General features: G+C 72.1%; 17 protein-coding genes. 12 read left to right on the forward strand and 5 right to left on the reverse strand.

Annotated elements, in window-relative coordinates; genetic code table 11:
- The first annotated feature begins 8 nt into the window (after window positions 1-8).
- From HZF07_RS24605 to HZF07_RS19870, 4 genes are read left to right on the forward strand one after another with little or no spacing between them, the layout of a single operon-like run.
- The gene (locus HZF07_RS24605; RefSeq protein WP_157343985.1) at window positions 9-2,066 is read left to right on the forward strand and encodes a sensor histidine kinase; all 2,058 of its coding nucleotides are present in this window, start codon (window positions 9-11) and stop codon (window positions 2,064-2,066) included.
- A complete protein-coding gene (locus HZF07_RS19860) occupies window positions 2,063-2,722 on the forward strand; it encodes a response regulator transcription factor (protein ID WP_181645416.1) in 660 nt (219 codons plus the stop codon). The genes HZF07_RS24605 and HZF07_RS19860 overlap by 4 nt, the downstream gene beginning before the upstream one ends.
- 20 nt (window positions 2,723-2,742) lie before the next feature.
- Entirely contained in the window at window positions 2,743-3,471 is a 729-nt protein-coding gene (hemQ, locus tag HZF07_RS19865) for a hydrogen peroxide-dependent heme synthase (RefSeq protein WP_157343986.1), read from the forward strand.
- 36 nt (window positions 3,472-3,507) lie between these two features.
- Window positions 3,508-4,140 (forward strand): hypothetical protein, encoded by a 633-nt coding sequence (locus HZF07_RS19870; protein ID WP_157343988.1) that lies wholly within the window; start codon window positions 3,508-3,510, stop codon window positions 4,138-4,140.
- 69 nt (window positions 4,141-4,209) lie between these two features.
- On the opposite strand, the gene msrB is transcribed toward HZF07_RS19870, so the two are convergent.
- Window positions 4,210-4,611 carry a peptide-methionine (R)-S-oxide reductase MsrB gene (gene msrB, locus HZF07_RS19875; protein ID WP_157343990.1) on the reverse strand — a complete coding sequence of 134 codons (402 nt, stop codon included), beginning with the start codon at window positions 4,609-4,611 and terminating at the stop codon, window positions 4,210-4,212.
- A gap of 23 nt (window positions 4,612-4,634) precedes the next feature.
- Here msrB and HZF07_RS19880 point away from each other — a divergent pair, with 23 nt between their 5' ends.
- The 5 genes from HZF07_RS19880 to rimI all read left to right on the forward strand — a co-directional run bounded on the left by HZF07_RS19880 (window position 4,635) and on the right by rimI (window position 7,998).
- Window positions 4,635-5,720 carry a DNA polymerase domain-containing protein gene (locus tag HZF07_RS19880; RefSeq protein ID WP_157343991.1) on the forward strand — a complete coding sequence of 362 codons (1,086 nt, stop codon included), beginning with the start codon at window positions 4,635-4,637 and terminating at the stop codon, window positions 5,718-5,720.
- Between the two features lie 4 nt (window positions 5,721-5,724).
- On the forward strand, window positions 5,725-6,282 hold the full coding sequence (locus HZF07_RS19885; protein ID WP_309504865.1) for a mycothiol transferase: 558 nt from the start codon (window positions 5,725-5,727) through the stop codon (window positions 6,280-6,282).
- 8 nt (window positions 6,283-6,290) lie between these two features.
- The gene (locus tag HZF07_RS19890) at window positions 6,291-6,650 is read left to right on the forward strand and encodes an STAS domain-containing protein (protein WP_157343993.1); all 360 of its coding nucleotides are present in this window, start codon (window positions 6,291-6,293) and stop codon (window positions 6,648-6,650) included.
- 242 nt (window positions 6,651-6,892) lie between these two features.
- Window positions 6,893-7,537, forward strand: coding sequence for a tRNA (adenosine(37)-N6)-threonylcarbamoyltransferase complex dimerization subunit type 1 TsaB (gene tsaB / locus HZF07_RS19895; RefSeq protein WP_181645417.1), 645 nt, complete (start codon window positions 6,893-6,895; stop codon window positions 7,535-7,537).
- Window positions 7,534-7,998 carry a ribosomal protein S18-alanine N-acetyltransferase gene (gene rimI, locus HZF07_RS19900; protein ID WP_181645418.1) on the forward strand — a complete coding sequence of 155 codons (465 nt, stop codon included), beginning with the start codon at window positions 7,534-7,536 and terminating at the stop codon, window positions 7,996-7,998. The genes tsaB and rimI overlap by 4 nt, the downstream gene beginning before the upstream one ends.
- A 16-nt stretch (window positions 7,999-8,014) precedes the next feature.
- On the opposite strand, the gene HZF07_RS19905 is transcribed toward rimI, so the two are convergent.
- The gene (locus HZF07_RS19905) at window positions 8,015-9,652 is read right to left on the reverse strand and encodes an HAD family acid phosphatase (RefSeq protein ID WP_157343995.1); all 1,638 of its coding nucleotides are present in this window, start codon (window positions 9,650-9,652) and stop codon (window positions 8,015-8,017) included.
- Window positions 9,653-9,693: 41 nt separating this feature from the next.
- On the opposite strand from HZF07_RS19905, the gene tsaD reads away from it, so the two are divergent.
- A complete protein-coding gene (gene tsaD / locus HZF07_RS19910) occupies window positions 9,694-10,740 on the forward strand; it encodes a tRNA (adenosine(37)-N6)-threonylcarbamoyltransferase complex transferase subunit TsaD (RefSeq protein ID WP_181645419.1) in 1,047 nt (348 codons plus the stop codon).
- Between the two features lie 105 nt (window positions 10,741-10,845).
- Here tsaD and HZF07_RS19915 read toward each other — a convergent pair whose 3' ends face one another.
- The 3 genes from HZF07_RS19915 to HZF07_RS19925 all read right to left on the reverse strand — a co-directional run bounded on the left by HZF07_RS19915 (window position 10,846) and on the right by HZF07_RS19925 (window position 14,683).
- Entirely contained in the window at window positions 10,846-13,011 is a 2,166-nt protein-coding gene (locus HZF07_RS19915; RefSeq protein ID WP_181645420.1) for an MMPL family transporter, read from the reverse strand.
- Window positions 13,012-13,073: 62 nt separating this feature from the next.
- The gene (locus HZF07_RS19920; protein WP_157343999.1) at window positions 13,074-14,192 is read right to left on the reverse strand and encodes a hypothetical protein; all 1,119 of its coding nucleotides are present in this window, start codon (window positions 14,190-14,192) and stop codon (window positions 13,074-13,076) included.
- Window positions 14,189-14,683, reverse strand: coding sequence for a SigE family RNA polymerase sigma factor (locus HZF07_RS19925; protein ID WP_157344001.1), 495 nt, complete (start codon window positions 14,681-14,683; stop codon window positions 14,189-14,191). The genes HZF07_RS19920 and HZF07_RS19925 overlap by 4 nt, the downstream gene beginning before the upstream one ends.
- A 94-nt stretch (window positions 14,684-14,777) precedes the next feature.
- On the opposite strand from HZF07_RS19925, the gene HZF07_RS19930 reads away from it, so the two are divergent.
- A complete protein-coding gene (locus HZF07_RS19930; protein ID WP_157344003.1) occupies window positions 14,778-15,875 on the forward strand; it encodes an S-(hydroxymethyl)mycothiol dehydrogenase in 1,098 nt (365 codons plus the stop codon).
- On the forward strand, window positions 15,875-16,483 hold the full coding sequence (locus HZF07_RS19935; RefSeq protein ID WP_157344005.1) for an MBL fold metallo-hydrolase: 609 nt from the start codon (window positions 15,875-15,877) through the stop codon (window positions 16,481-16,483). The genes HZF07_RS19930 and HZF07_RS19935 overlap by 1 nt, the downstream gene beginning before the upstream one ends.
- Window positions 16,484-16,500: the final 17 nt, after the last annotated feature.

The raw sequence follows: 16,500 nt of genomic DNA on the forward strand, positions 1-16,500 counted from the left end.
ATGTCCCGGTGAACCACCCGGACGACGACGCGCAGCGACCGGCCTCCTGGCCGGTCGCTGCCGTCTTCCCGTTGCTCTGCCTGCTCTGCGTCGTCGGGGTCGGTCTCCTCGAGCTCCAGTCGTACGGCGAGCCGGTGCTGTGGTCCTACGGCGACGGCATCGAGATCGGCCACGGCATCGGCACCGCGCTGGTGGGGCTGGTGCTGGCCCTGCTGTCCACGGTCGTGCTGCGCCACCCGGGTCACCGCGGCATCGGCTGGACGCTCGGCGCGGTCGGTCTCTTCTGGGCGCTCGACGGGCTCTCGGAGTCCTACGTCCGCCTCGGCACGGTGAGCGAGGACGCCCTGCCGGGCATGACGTTCGCGGCCTGGTTCCTCGGCCGCTTCACCTCGCTGCTGCCCGCGACGATCGTGGTGCTGCCGCTGCTCTTCCCCGAGGGCCGCTTCGTCCGCGGCGCGTGGGGTGTCGCGAGCTGGGTCTGCATGAGCGTGATGAGCGTGATCCCGCTCGCCTACGTGATCGCGCCCTACGACGAGCCCGGCGCGAACCTGCCACCCGGCGTCGACCCCGACCCGACCACGATCTGGGCGCTGGAGGGCGTCGCCGACGTGCTCACCGGCGCCCTGCAGGCCCTCACGGTGATCGGCCTGGTCGTGCCGGTCGGCGTGGTCGTGCACCGCTACCGGCGCTCCCGCGACACCGAGCGCGACCAGATGCGGTGGCTGCTGTGGGGCGCGCTGGTCACCGTCACGACCGTGGCCGTCACGGTCGTGCTCGACCTCGGCACCCTCACCGGCGTCGTCTTCTTCGTCTGCATCACGCTGACCCCGATCGCGATGACCGTCGCGGTGGTCAACCCGCGCGTGGTCTCGATCGAGGACCTGCTCGGTCGCACGGTGCTGCTCTCGGTCGTCGCGCTCGTGCTGGTCGCCGTCGACTTCCTCGTCGTCGCGGCGATCACGTTCGCGCTCGACGACGAGATGGCGCAGTCGCAGGTGGTGCTGGTCGTGCTGCTGACGACCGTGCTGCTCTACGGTCCGCTGCGCAACCGGCTCTCCCGCGGCGTGCGGCGGCTCTTCTTCGGCGACCGCGCCAACCCCTATGACGTCGTCGCCGGCCTCGCGTCGACCCTCGAGTCCACTGACGAGGGCGCCGAGCAGCTGGCCGCGGTGGCCCGGGCGGTCGCGAGCGCCTTCGGCGTGGGCTTCGTGAGCGTCGAGGTGGACCGCGTCAGCGGCGAGCGCCTGGTGGCGACGTACGGCGACCGCCCGGCCGAGACGCGCGCGCTGCCGATCTCCTACCGCGACACGGTCGCCGGCCGCCTGGTGCTGCCGGCGCGCGGCATGAGCAGCCGGCTGTCCCGCCGCGACGAGGAGCTGCTCGGCGACCTGGTGCGGCAGGCCGCCACCGCGGCCCGCACCGGCCGGCTCGCCGAGGAGCTCCAGGAGAGCAGGGAGCGCCTGGTCACCGCCCGCGAGGAGGAGCGGCGCCGGATCCGGCGCGACCTGCACGACGGCCTCGGCCCGGCGCTGAGCGGCGTGGTCTTCCAGCTCGAGTCCGCGCGGCTGCTGGTCGACAGGGACCCGGACGCCGCCAAGGCCCAGATCGGGAGCACCAGCAAGCACGTGCAGGGCGTCGTCGCCGACGTACGCCGTCTCGTGCACGACCTGCGCCCCCCGGCGCTCGACGACCGCGGCCTGGTCGGCGCGCTGCGCCAGCAGGCCGAGCAGCTCTCACCCGCCCCGGCCGTCGAGGCCGGAGACCTGGGAGCGCTCCCGGCGGCGGTCGAGGTGGCGGCGTACCGGATCGCCGGCGAGGCGATGACCAACGTCGCCCGGCACGCCGCCGCGAGCACGGCGACCGTCCGCCTCGACGTCGTCGACAGCGCGCTGCTCGTCGAGATCGCCGACGACGGCGTCGGCATCCCCGCCGACGCGCAGGCCGGAGTCGGCATGGTCGGGCTGCGGGAGCGGGCCGCCGAGCTCGGCGGCCGCTGCGAGGTCACCTGCCCATCCACCGGCGGCACGGTCGTGCGCGCCTGGCTGCCCCTGAGGAGCGACCTGTGACCGGCACCGACATCCGCGTGGTCGTGGTCGACGACCACCAGATCCTGCGTGAGGGGCTCTCGAGCCTGCTCGGCGCCCTCGACGGCATCGAGGTCGTCGGCACGGCCGCCGACGGCCGGGACGCGATCCACGTGGTCGACGGGACCGAGCCCGACGTCGTCGTCATGGACATCCAGATGCCCGAGCTCGACGGGATCGAGGCCACCCGCCACATCACCGGCCGGCAGCCGGGGGTCCGGGTCGTGATGCTGACGATGAACGAGGACGACGACACCGTGCTGAGCGCGATCCGCGCCGGGGCCAGCGGCTACCTGCTCAAGGGCTCGGGCGCCGACGAGGTGCAGAACGCGATCCGCGCGGCCGCGGCCGGCGGCATGGTCTTCGGGGCGACGCTGGCCGCGCGCGTCGCGACGTACTTCGCGGGTGGGGTGGCGCGCACCGAGGAGGTCGAGCCCTTCCCCGACCTCACCGAGCGGGAGCGCGACGTGCTCCGGCTGCTCGCCGCCGGGCGGTCCAACGACGCGATCGCCGCCGAGCTCTACGTCTCCAACAAGACCGTGCGCAACGCGGTCTCCGGCATCTACGCCAAGCTGCACACCGCCGGGCGGGCCGAGGCGATCATCAAGGCGCGGGAGGCCGGCTACGGCCGCGACTGAGCGGATCCGATAATGGACGCATGAGCGAGACCGACCCCCAGGCCCACATCAAGTCCAACGCCGCCCGGATCAACGAGCTCAACGAGACGATCCGCTACACGATGTGGTCGGTCTTCCGCCTCGAGGACACGCTCGGCCCCGACGCCGACCGCAAGTCCGAGGCGGTCGAGGTCGAGGAGCTGGTCGCCGAGCTGGCGGCGGCCGACGTGGTGGTCCGGGGCGTCTACGACGTCGGCGGGCTGCGCGCCGACGCCGACGTGATGGTCTGGTGGCACGCGGCGTCGTCCGACGCGCTGCAGGCTGCGTACCACCGGCTGCGCCGCACCCGCTTCGGCCGGCGCCTGGCACCGGTGTGGTCGCAGATGGCGCTGCACCGGCCCGCGGAGTTCAACCGCAGCCACCTGCCCGCGTTCCTCGCCGACGAGCGCACCCACGACTACGTCGCGGTCTACCCCTTCGTCCGCTCCTACGAGTGGTATCTCCTCGACGAGGGGGAGCGCCGCCGCCTGCTCGCCGAGCACGGCCAGATGGCGCGGGGCTACCCCGACGTGCGGGCCAACACGGTGCCGTCGTTCGCGCTCGGCGACTACGAGTGGATCCTCGCCTTCGAGGCCGACGACCTGTCCCGGATCGTCGACCTGATGCGGCACCTGCGCGGCTCCGAGACCCGGCGGCACGTCCGCGAGGAGGTGCCGTTCTACACCGGCGCCCGGATCGACGTCGTCGACTTGCTCGACCGGTTGCCCTAGCGGGAACCGACGGCAGCGCCGCCCCGTCGTACGGGCATGAAGACGCTGTTGACGGCGGCTGCTGCCGCCCTGCTCCTGCTCACCGGCTGCGGGTCGGACGGGAGTGGCCCGACGGTCGCCTCCGACCCGGCCGGGGAGACCCCGGCGGTGCCGACCACCGTGCCCGCTGCCGACGGCACCGTGCACACGGCCGCGCTCGCCACCGTGATGGACACCGGGTCCCCCGAGCTCTGCCTCGGCGCGGTCGCGGAGTCCTACCCGCCGCAGTGCACCGGGCCGGCCATCGTCGGGTGGGACTGGGCCGACCACGAGCGGATGTTCGAGCGCCAGGGCCCGGCCACGTGGGGCAGCTTCGCGGTCACCGGGCAGTGGGACGGCGAGACCTTCACCTACGAGAGCGCGGTGCCGGCCGCGCTCTACGACCCGATGGTGCAGGAGCCGGCGACGTACCCGACGCCGGCCGTCGAGCTCACCGAGGCCGAGCTGGTCGAGATCCAGGACGGGCTCGACGAGACCCTGCCCGGCTACCAGTCCTCCTACCCCGATGGCGCGGGGCACCTCGTCGTCGACGTCGTCTACGACGACGGGTCGCTCCAGGACTGGCTCGACGCCGAGCACGGCGAGGACGTCGTCGTGCTGCACCCGCTGCTCGTCGACCAGGGCGCCTGATTCCCGTCGCACCTGACCGCAGCGTCGCGGATCGGCCCCGACGGCGACGCTCAGGTCAGGTGCGACGGCCTAGGAGTCGGCGGGCTCGAGCGTCAGGCTGATCGAGTTGATGCAGTAGCGGTCGCCGGTGGGCGTGCCGTAGCCGTCGGGGAAGACGTGCCCGAGGTGCGAGCCGCAGTTGGCGCAGCGGACCTCGACCCGCTTCATCCCGTGCGAGGAGTCCTCGATGTACTCGATCGTGTCGGTGATCGGCTGGTAGAACGACGGCCAGCCGCAGCCGGAGTGGAACTTCGTGTCGGACTCGAACAGCTTCGCCTGGCACGCCTTGCAGCGGTAGACGCCCGTGGTCTCGGTGTCGGTGTACTCGCCCGTGAACGCCCGCTCCGTGCCGGCCTGGCGGAGCACGGCGTACTCCTCCGGCGACAGCTCCTCGCGCCACTCGGCGTCGGACTTCTCCACGTTGTAGGACATGCCCGCAATTGTAGGTTGGGCACATGGCGAAGACCCCGGCAGCCGAGGTCCAGGCGGGCGAGCGTGCCGTCCGCGTCTCGAGTCCCGACCGGGTGATCTACGAGGCGACCGAGCGGACGCCCGAGGTCACCAAGCTGATGGTGGCGGAGTACTTCGCGAGCGTCGAGGACGGGCTGATGCGCGCGCTGCGCGACCGCCCGACGGCGCTGGAGCGCTGGACGAACGGCGTCCGGCCCGGGATGAAGCTCGCGACGGGGCCGATGGACAAGGACGCCGACGCGTTCTACCAGAAGCGGGTGCCCAAGGGCGCTCCCGACTACCTCGAGACCGTCGAGATCACGTTCCCCTCGGGCCGGACGGCCGAGGAGATCTGCCCGACCGAGATCGCGGTGCCGGTCTGGTGCGCGCACATGGGCACGCTGGTCTTCCACCCGTGGCCGGTACGCCGCAGCGACGTCGACCACCCCGACGAGCTGCGCATCGACCTCGACCCCCAGCCGGGGACGACGTTCACGGACGCGGTCCGGGTCGCCGGGGTCGCGCGCGAGCTGCTGGAGGAGCTCGGTCTGCGGGGCTACCCGAAGACGTCCGGCAACCGCGGCGTGCACATCTACGTGCGGATCAAGCCGGAGTGGGAGTTCACCGACGTGCGGCACGCGGCGATCGGGTTCGGCCGCGAGCTGGCCCGCCGAGACGAGGGCGTGACGATGGACTGGTGGAAGGAGGAGCGCGGGGAGCGGATCTTCGTCGACTTCAACCAGAACAACCGCGACCGCACGATCGCCTCGGCCTACTCCCTGCGCCCGCTGCCCGGGGCTCCCGTCTCCACCCCCGTCACCTGGGAGGAGCTCGCGACCCTCACCGACCCGGGCGAGTTCAACCTCTTCACCGTCCCCGAGCGGGTGGCCGATGGTGACCCCTGGGCCACCATCGACGACACGGCGCACTCCCTCGAGCCGCTGCTGCGGCTGTGGGAGGAGCTGCCGGGCGGCGAGCTCAACTTCCCGCCCGACTACCCCAAGATGCCCGGCGAGCCGCCGCGCGTGCAGCCGAGCAAGAAGGTCGCCGAGCACTGGGACGAGGACGGCAACCGGGTCGAGGGCACGTGAGCTCGTGACCGAGCACCAGCGGATGGCCCGCGACGACCTGGAGCCCGACAAGCACGGACCGGCCGGCGCCGCGCGGTGGGCGGCGTACCTCGACTGGGTCCGCCAGGACGTCGCCGACACCGTGCTCGCCCTGCCGGAGGAGGAGCGGCGGACGACGAGGCTGCCGTCGGGCTGGACCCCGATCGAGCTGCTGAGCCACGTGCTGCACATGGAGCAGCGATGGTTCGTCTGGGGCTTCCTCGGTGAGCCGGTCGCCGAGCCCTGGGGCGACTGGGACGTCGACGAGCCGTGGGACCCCGAGGTCGAGGGGCGCTGGGTCGTCGCGGACGACGTGCGGGCCGAGGACCTCGCGGCGCGGCTGGCCGCGATCGGGGAGCGGACCAGCGCGATCCTGCGCGAGCTCCCGCTCGACACGAGGGCGTCGCCGGGCGGGCGGTTCGCCGCCGACCCGCCGACGCTGGAGTGGATCTGCTTCCACGTGCTCGCCGAGTACGCGCGCCACGCGGGCCAGCTCGACGTGGCCGTCGAGATCACAGGGTTGGCACCGGGTCGGGACGGGTAAAGGAGGCCGTGACCACTGCGCCGCCCTCCGACGACACGATGCTCGAGATCGACGTCCGCAAGGAGCACGGCCACACGGTCGTCGAGGTCGGAGGTGAGCTCGACGTGTTCACGTCCGCTCGCCTGCGCACGGTGCTCTTCGACCCCGCGCTCTGCGCGGGACCGCGCGTGGTCGTCGACCTCGGCAGGGTCACGTTCATGGACTCCACGAGCATCGGCGTCCTGGTGGCCGCCCGACGCTGGCACGCCTCCCGCGACGCGGAGGTCCGGCTCGTGTGCACCGAGGGTCCGGTGCTGAAGGTCCTCGGTCTGGTGATGCTCGACCGGGTCTTCGGGATCTACGACTCGGTCGCAGACGCGACCGCCTGACCCCGGACGTAGGAGACCCGCCCCGCCTCCTCGGAAGGAGTGCGCGGGACGGGCCTCGGACCAACCGCCGACGGCGCTTCCCCCCCAAGCGCCTCCGTGGTACCCCCATGCGCCACGGCTGCGTCCGGTCGGTTCTCATGGACGAACCTACGCGCGCCAGATGCACGTCCGGGTCACGCGAGATCCACACGACGGAACCAGGTCGGCAACGGTCCGTCCACAAGGGCCGCTAGCCTCGACCCGTGCTCCTCGCGTTCGACACCGCCACCCCGCTGGTCACGGTCGCCGTGTACGACGGCGACAGCGGCCTGGTCGTCGCCGAGCACGTCGCCGAGCGCGCGATGAAGCACGCCGAGCAGCTCGCCCCCCTGATCGACCGGTCGATGGCCGACGCGGGCATCGTGCGCCAGGACCTCACCGCGATCGCGGTCGGCATCGGCCCCGGCCCGTTCACCGGCCTGCGGGTCGGCCTCGTCACCGCGCGGACGCTGGGCTACGTGCTCGAGATTCCGGTGTACGGCGTCTGCTCGCTCGACGCGCTCGCGGTGGAGGCGGTCGAGACCGGCGCCGTCGACGGACCGTTCGTCGTCGCGACCGACGCGCGGCGCAAGGAGGTCTACCTCGCGCGGTACGCCGAGGACGGCGCCCGCCTGGAGGGCCCGGTCGTCGACAAGCCTGCCGTGCTGGCCACCGACGAGCCGGTCGTCGGCCAGGGCGCCGTGCTCTACCCGGAGGCCTTCCCGCGCCGGGTCGGCCCCGAGGCGCCCAGCGCGGGGTGGCTGGCCCGCGCAGTGGCGGAGGAGCGTGCCGAGCTGCACGACCCGGAGCCGCTCTACCTGCGCCGTCCCGACGCCGACACCGGGCACGCGCCGAAGCGGGTCTCGTGACCGTCCGGCCGGCGACCCCGGCCGACACGGCGGTCGTCGCCGCGCTCGAGCAGGACAACCTCGGCGTCGACGCCTGGTCCGAGACGCTCGTGGCCGACGGGATCGCCGGCGGCCTGCCGACGATCAGCTACCTGGTCGCCGAGCACGACGGCGTGGTCGTCGGCCATGCGGTCGCCAGCGTGGTCGCCGACATCGCCGAGCTCCAGCGGATCGCGGTCGACCCGGCGCACCGGCGTACCGGCCTCGCGACCGAGCTGCTCGACGCCGTCATCGGGTCGGCGCGGGAGGGCGGCGCCGACCGGCTGCTGCTCGAGGTGCGCGAGGACAACGCGGGGGCGCTGGCCTTCTACGCCGCCCGCGGCTTCGTCGAGGTGGACCGACGGCGCAGGTACTACCGCGACGGCACCACGGCCGTCGTGCTGCGCCGCACCCTCGGGCGAGGCTGCGGCGCAGCAGGATGACGCCCTGCCCGACGGATCAGGGCAGGTAGTAAGTCGGGTTCGGCAGCTTGTACCAGCGCCGGGCGTAGCCGCCCTTGAGGTCGCTGAGCTGGTCGCCGAAGTTCGCGAGGATCCGGAAGCCCAGGTCCCGCTGGATGTGGCGTCGGGTCTGCGACTTGTACTCGGTGGTGGTGCACTTCGCCGCCGCGCACCGGATATAGGACGGCTGCTGGCTCTTGCCGACACCGGTCCACTTGGTGAAGTAGTGGCGCGGCCGGAAGGTGCCGGCGCCGTACAGCTTGTTGAGGTTGACGATCGTCGACCACTTCTGGGTGTCGTTGCGGCCGGTCAGCCCGAACACCTTGCAGCCGCCGCGCTCGGCGGCGCGCACCACGCGCTTCATCCGGGGCGTCGCCGGGAACCGCCGGTCCTGGACCCAGGTGTTCTGGAGCGTCGGGTCGAAGTTGAAGTGCATCGCCCCGTCCTCCATGTCGTAGGTCCACAGCGTGGTGTCGTCGGCGTCGAGGACGATCGCCGCCCGGCGGTGCTGGTGCGGGTGGTGCTTGACGTGCGGCCGCGTGTAGGCGGCGCAGGAGCGTCGGACCTGGCGGGCCCAGATGCCGGTCTGCCGGTCGAGCTGGCTGATGTACGGCGAGGTCCTCTTGTTCGCGATCCCGTTTGTGGCGTTGTAGTAGGTGCGGATCGTCGACTTCACGACGTCGATGTTGGGGATGCCCTCGCCGCCCAGCGTCGCGCCGCTCGAGCCGTCCGCGGCCATCGTGAAGCGGGTCCGGGGGGAGAACGCCGCGTCGGCCGGCGTCCCGTCGAGGTCGGGGCTGGGCAGGAAGTACGTCGGGTTGGGCAGCTTGAGCGTCGCGTCGGCGTACCCGCCCTGCAGGTCGGACCACTGGTCGCCGACGTTGAGCGCGATGTCGTAGCCGAGGTCCTGCTCGATGTGCTTGCGGGTGCCCGACTTGTACTCGACCGTCGTGCACGACGTGCTGGCGCACGTGACGTAGGCCGGCTGCGGCGTCGGGGAGACCCACTTGGTGTAGAAGTTGTCGGCGTTGAAGCCGGAGTAGCCGACCTTGGTGAGGTTGCCGAGGGTGGCGTCCTCCTGGTTGGCGTTGCGGCCGGTGAGGCCGAAGACGGCGTACCCCTTGGCCTGCACCGCGGTGACGAAGGCGACCATCGACGGCGTCGCCGGGAAGCGCTGCTCCTGGACCCAGGTGTTCTGGAGGGTCGGGTCGAAGGTGAAGTGCATCGCCGCGTCCTCCATGTCGTAGGTCCACAGGAGGGTGTCGTCGGCGTCGAGCACGACGGCCTTCTTGGCGGCCGGGTCGACGGCGGGCAGCTGCGCGAGCGCAGCGGCGGTGATGCTGCCCAGCTCGGTGATGTACGGCGAGGACGCCTTGTCGGCGATGCCGTCGGTCGCCCTGTAGTAGGTGCGGATCGTCGACTTCACGACGTCGATGTTGGGGATCCGGTCCCCGGCCTGGCTCTGGCCGCTCGACCCGTCGGGCTGCAGCGTGAACTGCGTCCGGGGCGTGAGCGGTGGCCCGCCCCGGTCGAGCGGCTGGTCGGCGGGGGCGGCGGAGGGGGCTCCGGCGATGACGAGGGCCGCGGCGGTGGCCACGACCGCGGAACGGGTCGTCGTGCGTCCCGAGATGCGCATGTCACTCCTTGGGTGCTGGGGCGGATCGGCAGAATGGCACCGTGACCGACGAACCGTTGATCCTGGGGATCGAGACGTCCTGTGACGAGACCGGCATCGGCGTCGTGCGCGGGCACACCCTGCTCGCGGACGCGGTAGCCAGCAGTGTGGAGGAGCATGCGCGGTTCGGCGGGGTCGTGCCCGAGGTCGCCAGTCGCGCCCATCTCGAGGCGATGGTCCCGACGCTCGAGCGCGCGTGCGAGACCGCCGGCATCCAGCTGCGCGACGTCGACGCGATCGCGGTCACGAGCGGCCCCGGCCTCGCCGGCGCCCTGATGGTCGGGGTGGCGGCCGCCAAGGCGCTCGCGGTCGGGCTCGGCAAGCCGATCTACGGCGTCAACCATCTCGCCGCCCACGTCGCCGTCGACCAGCTCGAGCACGGCCCGCTGCCTGAGCCGTGCCTGGCGCTGCTCGTCAGCGGCGGGCACTCCTCCCTGCTGCGCGTCACCGACGTGACCACCGGCGTCGATCCGCTCGGCGCCACCATCGACGACGCGGCGGGGGAGGCCTTCGACAAGGTGGCCCGGCTGCTCGGCCTGCCGTTCCCGGGCGGCCCGCACATCGACCGCGCCGCCCGCGACGGCGACAGCGTCTACGTCGACTTCCCGCGCGGCCTGACCTCCCGCAAGGACCTCGAGCGGCACCGCTTCGACTTCTCGTTCTCCGGGCTCAAGACGGCCGTCGCCCGCTGGGTCGAGGCGCGCGAGCGATCAGGGGAGCCGGTGCCGGTCAACGACGTCGCCGCATCGTTCCAGGAGGCGGTCTGCGACGTGCTCACCCGCAAGGCCATCGACGCCGCGGTCACCGAGGGGATCGAGGACATCCTCATCGGCGGCGGCGTCGCCGCGAACTCCCGCCTCCGCGCCATGGCCGAGGAGCGGGCCGCCGCCCGCGGCATCCGGGTCCGGGTCCCGCGCCCTGGCCTGTGCACCGACAACGGCGCGATGGTCGCCGCCCTCGGCTCGGAGATGGTCCGCCGCGGCCGTACGCCGTCCGCCCTCGACCTCCCCGCCGACTCCTCCCTCCCCGTCACCGAGGTCCTCGTCTGAGCGGCAATTGACGATAGCCAGCGACGTAGTGGTCGTTCCGGATGCCCGGGAACGACCAGAACGTCGCTGGCTATCGCTGTGTCGGGTGCTGTGTCAGGCGCTGGGTCAGCCGACCGGAGCCTCAGACTCGGCAGACACGTCGGCGAGCTCCTGGGGGGCCTGCCGGTCCTGGTGGCCGGGCCACCAGGCGGCGTGGCCGATGATCGCGGTGAGACCGGGGGTGAGGAACATCGCCATGACGAACGCCGCGATGAAGATGCCGAAGGAGAGCGCGAAGCCCATCGACATCATCAGGCTGTTGCCGCTCAGCATCAGCGAGGCGAACGTGCCGGACAGGATCACGCCCGCGGCGGCGATCGTCGGGCCCGCGTGCTTGACCGCCTCGGCGGCAGCCGGGCGCGGCTCCCTGCCCTCGCGGGCCTCCTCACGCAGGCGCGCGATCATCAGGATGTTGTAGTCCGTGCCGAGTGCGGTGACGAAGAGGTAGATGTAGATCGGCAGCATGAAGATCAGGCCGCTGTCGCCACCGACGAACTGGAACGCGATGACCGTCGCGCCCAGGGTCGCCGCGAAGCTGAGGCCGACCGCCGCCATCAGGTAGAGCGGCGCGACCAGGCTGCGCAGCAGCACGGCCAGGATCAGCATGATCAGCAGCGCGGCGACCGGGAACACGACCTTGTAGTCTCGGACCATCGCCGCCTGCAGGTCGGCGAAGATGCCTGGCGTGCCGCCGACGAAGGCCTCGGTGCCGTCCGGAGCGGCCGCATGGGCGGCGTCGCGGATCGGCCCCTTCACGTCGTTCAGCGCCTCGTCGGAGACCGGGTCGCTGTCGAGCACGATGCTGACCTGCGCCACCGTGCCGTCCTCGGACAGCTGCCCCGGGTAGACCTGGGCGACGCCGTCGGCCTCCTGGAGCGCCGCCCCGAAGGCGTCGAGGTCGGCCTGGTCGATCTGGCCGTCCTCGGACCTCAGCAGGACCGGCACCGGCTCGGCCGCGCCGGCGGCGAAGTGCGCCTGGAACGTCGTCAGACCCTCGGTCGACTCGACGTCGTCGGGCAGGCTCGAGTTGAAGTCGAACGACGGGTTGAAGGTGAACGCGAAGACGGCGAGGACCGCGAGGATGCCGCCGGACACGCCGGCGAAGACACCCGGGCGACGCCCCAGCGCGTCGCCGACCTTCGCGAAGCGGGCACCCGTGGGCTCGACCTTCCAGTTCTTCGACGGCCAGAACAGCGCCCGACCGAGCACGGTCACGATCGCCGGGACCAGCGTCAGCGCGGCGAGCAGCGTGACGCCGACCGCGATGGCGAGGGCGGGGCCGATCGCCTTGAAGATGCCCAGCGAGCTGAGCAGCAGCGCCAGGAACGCCACGATGACGGCGCCGCCGGCCGAGGCGATCGCCTCGCCGGCCCGCTCGAGGGCGTGGACGACGGAGGCCCTGGTGTCCTCGCCCTTGCGCAGCCGCTCGCGGTAGCGGAAGAGGAAGAAGAGGATGTAGTCGGTGCCGATGCCGTAGAGCACGACCACGAGGATGGTCTCGATCGACGAGTCGGCCTTGAGGTCGAAGATGTCGTTGGCCCAGCCGATGAGGCCGGTGGCGATCATCGACACGATCGTCACGACGACGATCGGCATCAGGCAGATGATGACGCTCCGGAAGATGATCGCGAGCAGGCCGACGATCAGGACGACGGTGGCGATGCCGACGATCGCGAGGGCGCGGTCGCCGGACTCCTGCGAGTCGAGACCCTGTGGCACGGAGCCGGTCGTCTGGGCGGTGAGGTCGGTGCCCTCGGTCAGGTCGGCGAGGTCCTCGCGCATGGCCTTCGCGTCGTCGAAGGCCTGCGGGTCGTAGCCCGTCGCGCCCTCCGCGAGGCCCACGATGCCGATCTGCACCTGGCCGTCCTCGGAGACGTTGGGCTGGCCGTCGGGGCTGACGGTCACCACCTGCTGGACGAAGGTCTCGTCACCGAGCTCGGGGCCGAGCTTCTCGGCGATGCCGTTGATCGTGGACTGGTCGTCCTCGGTGAGCGGCTCGCCGTCCTCACGCTGGAAGACGATGAGGGCGGCCGGCGTCGTGGCGCCGGGGAAGTTCTCCTCCTGGATCTGGTAGGCCTGCACCGACTCGTAGTGGTCGGGGAGGAACTCCTCCTCCTCCTGCGTGGTCTCGAGCGCCGGCGCCAAGGAGACGACGGCGACCGCGAGCACCACCCACGAGGCGATGACGAGCCAGGGATGACGGGACGTGAGACGACCGAGGGCTGCAAACACGTTGCCTGACCCTACAGACGTAGAACGGCGGTCCGCCTCCGACTTTCGTCTACACCTGGCGGCTACTCGGACATCACGTACTCGGCGGCGAGCTCCGGGTCGAGCCCGGAGCTCCGGCCGGCCAGCGCCTCCGAGCCGCCGTCGACGTCGAACCTCGTGAGCGTCCAGTCGCTGGTCTGCCAGTTGGCCAGGCCGGCCAGGACGTGACCGGGGTCCGACCAACCGAACCGGCTGACCGCCGTGGTGGCGCCGCCGGGGTCGAGCGTGGCGACGCGCTCGAGGTCGAGGTCGACGATGCTGACGTCGCCCACCATGTTGTTCTCGAAGAAGCCGCTCAGCAGCAGCCTGCCGTCCGGCGAGAAGCCGAGCGGGTAGACGTCGCAGCTGCGTGTGACGATCTTCCGCGCCTCGGGGTCGTAGAGGCCGGTACATCCGTACTGCTGGGTCTCGTCCGGCAGCGTGGTCACCGCCCACAGCGCACCGTCGGGGCTCACATCGACCACCCGGAAGGGCTCCGGGGTGGCGAGCTCCGTGTAGCCGTCCGTCGTGAGCGTGCCCGTGGTCGTGGTGCCGTCGCCGACGAGCAGGTGATCGGCGTCCAGGACCGCGTCGATGACGCCGGCGGCCTCGCCGGGCATCGGGATGCCGTCCAGGACCACGGGCTCGGCGACCCCGCTCGCCAGCACCTGGACCCGCAGGTCCTCGCCGACCCAGGCGACGGCGTCGTCCGCCGCGCTCATCGTGATCGAGGCGTACGCCGAGGGGTAGCTCGCCTGGACGGCGCCGTCGGGGCCGAAGACGCGGATGGTGGCGGAGTCCGTGAGGGTCGCCACGATGCGCCCGTCGGTGAGGACGCCGAGCTCGCTCACGTCGGCGTTGTCGACCGGCAGGTCGATGGTCTCGCCGTCGGGCAGCGTGAGGACGCGTTCGTGGAGCACCGACGTCCCGGGTGCGACCGGCGGTGCGGGGGCGGGGTCGGGCGCCGACTGGTCGGTCCCGCCGGTGAGCGCGAACGGGGCGACGACGACGGCGACCACCGCTGCGACCGCGGCCGCGGTGGCGACGCGTCGCCGCCGCCGGATCCGTACGGCGCGGCCGCGCACCGTCTCGAACGTGAGCGGCACACCGTGCACGTCGTCGGCCCGGCGCTCCAGCTCCCGGACGAAGGTCTCCTCGGTCATCGCTCCTCCTCCCCGATCCGCGTGCGCAGCTGCGCGATCGCCCGGCTGCACTGGGACTTCACGGTCCCGACCGAGATGCCGAGCACCTCGGCGGTCTCGGCCTCCGTCAGCTGCTCGTAGTAGCGCAGCACGACCACCGCCCGAGCCCGGCGCGGCAGGGTCTGCACGACCCGCCACACCTCGGCGCCGACCCCCTCGTCGTACACGTCGTGCACGGGTACGGCGTCCGGCACGCGGTCGGTCGCCACCTCCCGCCGCCGCCAGCCGCCCCGCCATCGCGAGCTGTTCTCGTTGACCATGATCCGGCGCACGTAGGCGTCCACCGACTCCCGGTCGCGAACCCGGTCCCAGGCGAGGTAGAGCTTCGCCAGGGACGTCTGCAGCAGGTCCTCGGCCTGGTGCTGGTCGCCGGTGAGCAGGTAGGCCGTGCGCAGCAGCCGCGCCTGGCGCGCCTGGAGGTACGCCGTGAACTCGGCGTCGCGGTCGGTCATGACCGGCTCAGTCTGCTCGATGGCCTGCACACTCCCCAGACGCGGCCCCGGGCGGCATGGTTGCAATTCTCGGCCGATCCGGTTGGCTGGGCGCATGCATCAGGTGAAGGGCGTCGTCGCCCGTGCGAAGGGTCAGCCGGTCGAGCTCGTGACCATCAACGTCCCGGACCCGGGACCGGGGGAGGCCCTGGTGCAGGTGCAGGCCTGCGGTGTCTGCCACACCGACCTGCACTACCGCGAGGGCGGCATCAACGACGACTTCCCGTTCCTGCTCGGCCACGAGGCCGCGGGCGTGGTCGAGGCCGTCGGGCCGGACGTCACCGGCGTCGCGCCGGGCGACTTCGTGGTCCTCAACTGGCGCGCGGTCTGCGGCGACTGCCGGGCGTGCAACCGCGGTGAGCCGTGGTACTGCTTCGCCACCCACAACGCCACCCAGAGGATGACGCTCGCCGAGGGCCCCGACGCCGGCACCGAGCTCTCGCCGGCCCTCGGGATCGGCGCCTTCGCGGAGAAGACGCTGGTCGCCGCCGGCCAGTGCACGAAGGTCGACCCGGCGGCCCGTCCTGCCGCCGTCGGCCTGCTCGGCTGCGGGGTGATGGCCGGCATCGGCGCCGCGATCAACACGGGCGCGGTCACCCGCGGCAGGTCCGTCGCCGTCATCGGCTGCGGTGGCGTCGGCGTGGCCGCGATCGCCGGCTCCGCGCTCGCAGGTGCCAGCCCGATCATCGCGGTCGACATCGACGCCAAGAAGCTCGCGAAGGCCAAGGAGATGGGCGCCACCCACACCGTCGACTCCAGCAGCGCTGACCCGGTGGCCGCGATCCAGGAGCTGACGGGTGGGTTCGGGGCCGACGTCGTCATCGAGGCCGTCGGCCGCCCGGAGACCTGGAAGCAGGCGTTCTACGCCCGCGACCTCGCCGGCACGGTCGTGCTGGTCGGTGTGCCCACGCCCGACATGTTGGTGCCGGACCTGCCGCTCATCGACGTGTTCGGTCGCGGCGGGTCGCTGAAGTCGAGCTGGTACGGCGACTGCCTGCCCTCGCGCGACTTCCCGATGCTCGTCGACCTCTACCAGCAGGGCCGGCTCGACCTCGACGCGTTCGTCACCGAGGAGATCGGCATCGGCGACATCGAGGCAGCCTTCGAGAAGATGCACCACGGCGACGTCCTGCGCAGCGTGGTGATCCTCTGATGGCCACGCGCGTGGACCACGCGGTCTCCTCCGGCACGTTCAGCCTCGACGGCGAGACCTTCGAGGTCGACAACAACATCTGGGTGGTCGGCGACGACACCGAGTGCGTGGTGATCGACGCGCCGCACAGCGTCGACGACATCCTCGCCGTCGTGGGGGATCGCACGGTCAAGGCGATCGTCTGCACCCACGCGCACGACGACCACGTGCGCGTCGCGCCCGCGCTGCGGGAGGCGGTGGTCGCGCCGATCATGCTGCACCCCGCGGACAAGCCGCTGTGGGACCTGACCCACACCGACCACCTCTGGGACCTCGACCTCGCCGACGGCGTACGCATCGAGGTCGGGGGTACGACGCTCGAGGTGCTGCACACGCCCGGTCACGCCCCGGGTGCCGTCTGCCTCTACGCGGCGGACCTCGGGTGCGTCTTCACCGGCGACACGCTCTTCCAGGGCGGTCCCGGCGCGACCGGCCGGTCCTACTCCGACGCGGACGTCATCCGCGAGTCGATCCGGGCGCGGCTGCTCGCCCTCCCGGACGACACCGTCGTGCACACCGGGCACGGCGCGGATACCACGATCGCCGCTGAACGGGCCGGGCTGAGCTGATCGGGGACTTTGGTCCC

This window comes from Nocardioides agri (genome assembly GCF_013778305.1).
Taxonomy (GTDB): Bacteria; Actinomycetota; Actinomycetes; order Propionibacteriales; family Nocardioidaceae; genus Nocardioides; species Nocardioides agri.

Excerpts from the sequence above, each read along its gene's own strand:
- HZF07_RS19925 (WP_157344001.1), bottom strand. The coding sequence starts at position 14,683 with ATGACCGACCGCGACGCCGAGTTCACGGCGTACCTCCAGGCGCGCCAG.
- hemQ (WP_157343986.1), top strand. The coding sequence starts at position 2,743 with ATGAGCGAGACCGACCCCCAGGCCCACATCAAGTCCAACGCCGCCCGG.
- HZF07_RS19905 (WP_157343995.1), bottom strand. The coding sequence starts at position 9,652 with ATGCGCATCTCGGGACGCACGACGACCCGTTCCGCGGTCGTGGCCACC.
- HZF07_RS19935 (WP_157344005.1), top strand. The coding sequence starts at position 15,875 with ATGGCCACGCGCGTGGACCACGCGGTCTCCTCCGGCACGTTCAGCCTC.
- msrB (WP_157343990.1), bottom strand. The coding sequence starts at position 4,611 with ATGTCCTACAACGTGGAGAAGTCCGACGCCGAGTGGCGCGAGGAGCTG.
- HZF07_RS19880 (WP_157343991.1), top strand. The coding sequence starts at position 4,635 with ATGGCGAAGACCCCGGCAGCCGAGGTCCAGGCGGGCGAGCGTGCCGTC.
- HZF07_RS19920 (WP_157343999.1), bottom strand. The coding sequence starts at position 14,192 with ATGACCGAGGAGACCTTCGTCCGGGAGCTGGAGCGCCGGGCCGACGAC.
- HZF07_RS19930 (WP_157344003.1), top strand. The coding sequence starts at position 14,778 with ATGCATCAGGTGAAGGGCGTCGTCGCCCGTGCGAAGGGTCAGCCGGTC.
- HZF07_RS19870 (WP_157343988.1), top strand. The coding sequence starts at position 3,508 with ATGAAGACGCTGTTGACGGCGGCTGCTGCCGCCCTGCTCCTGCTCACC.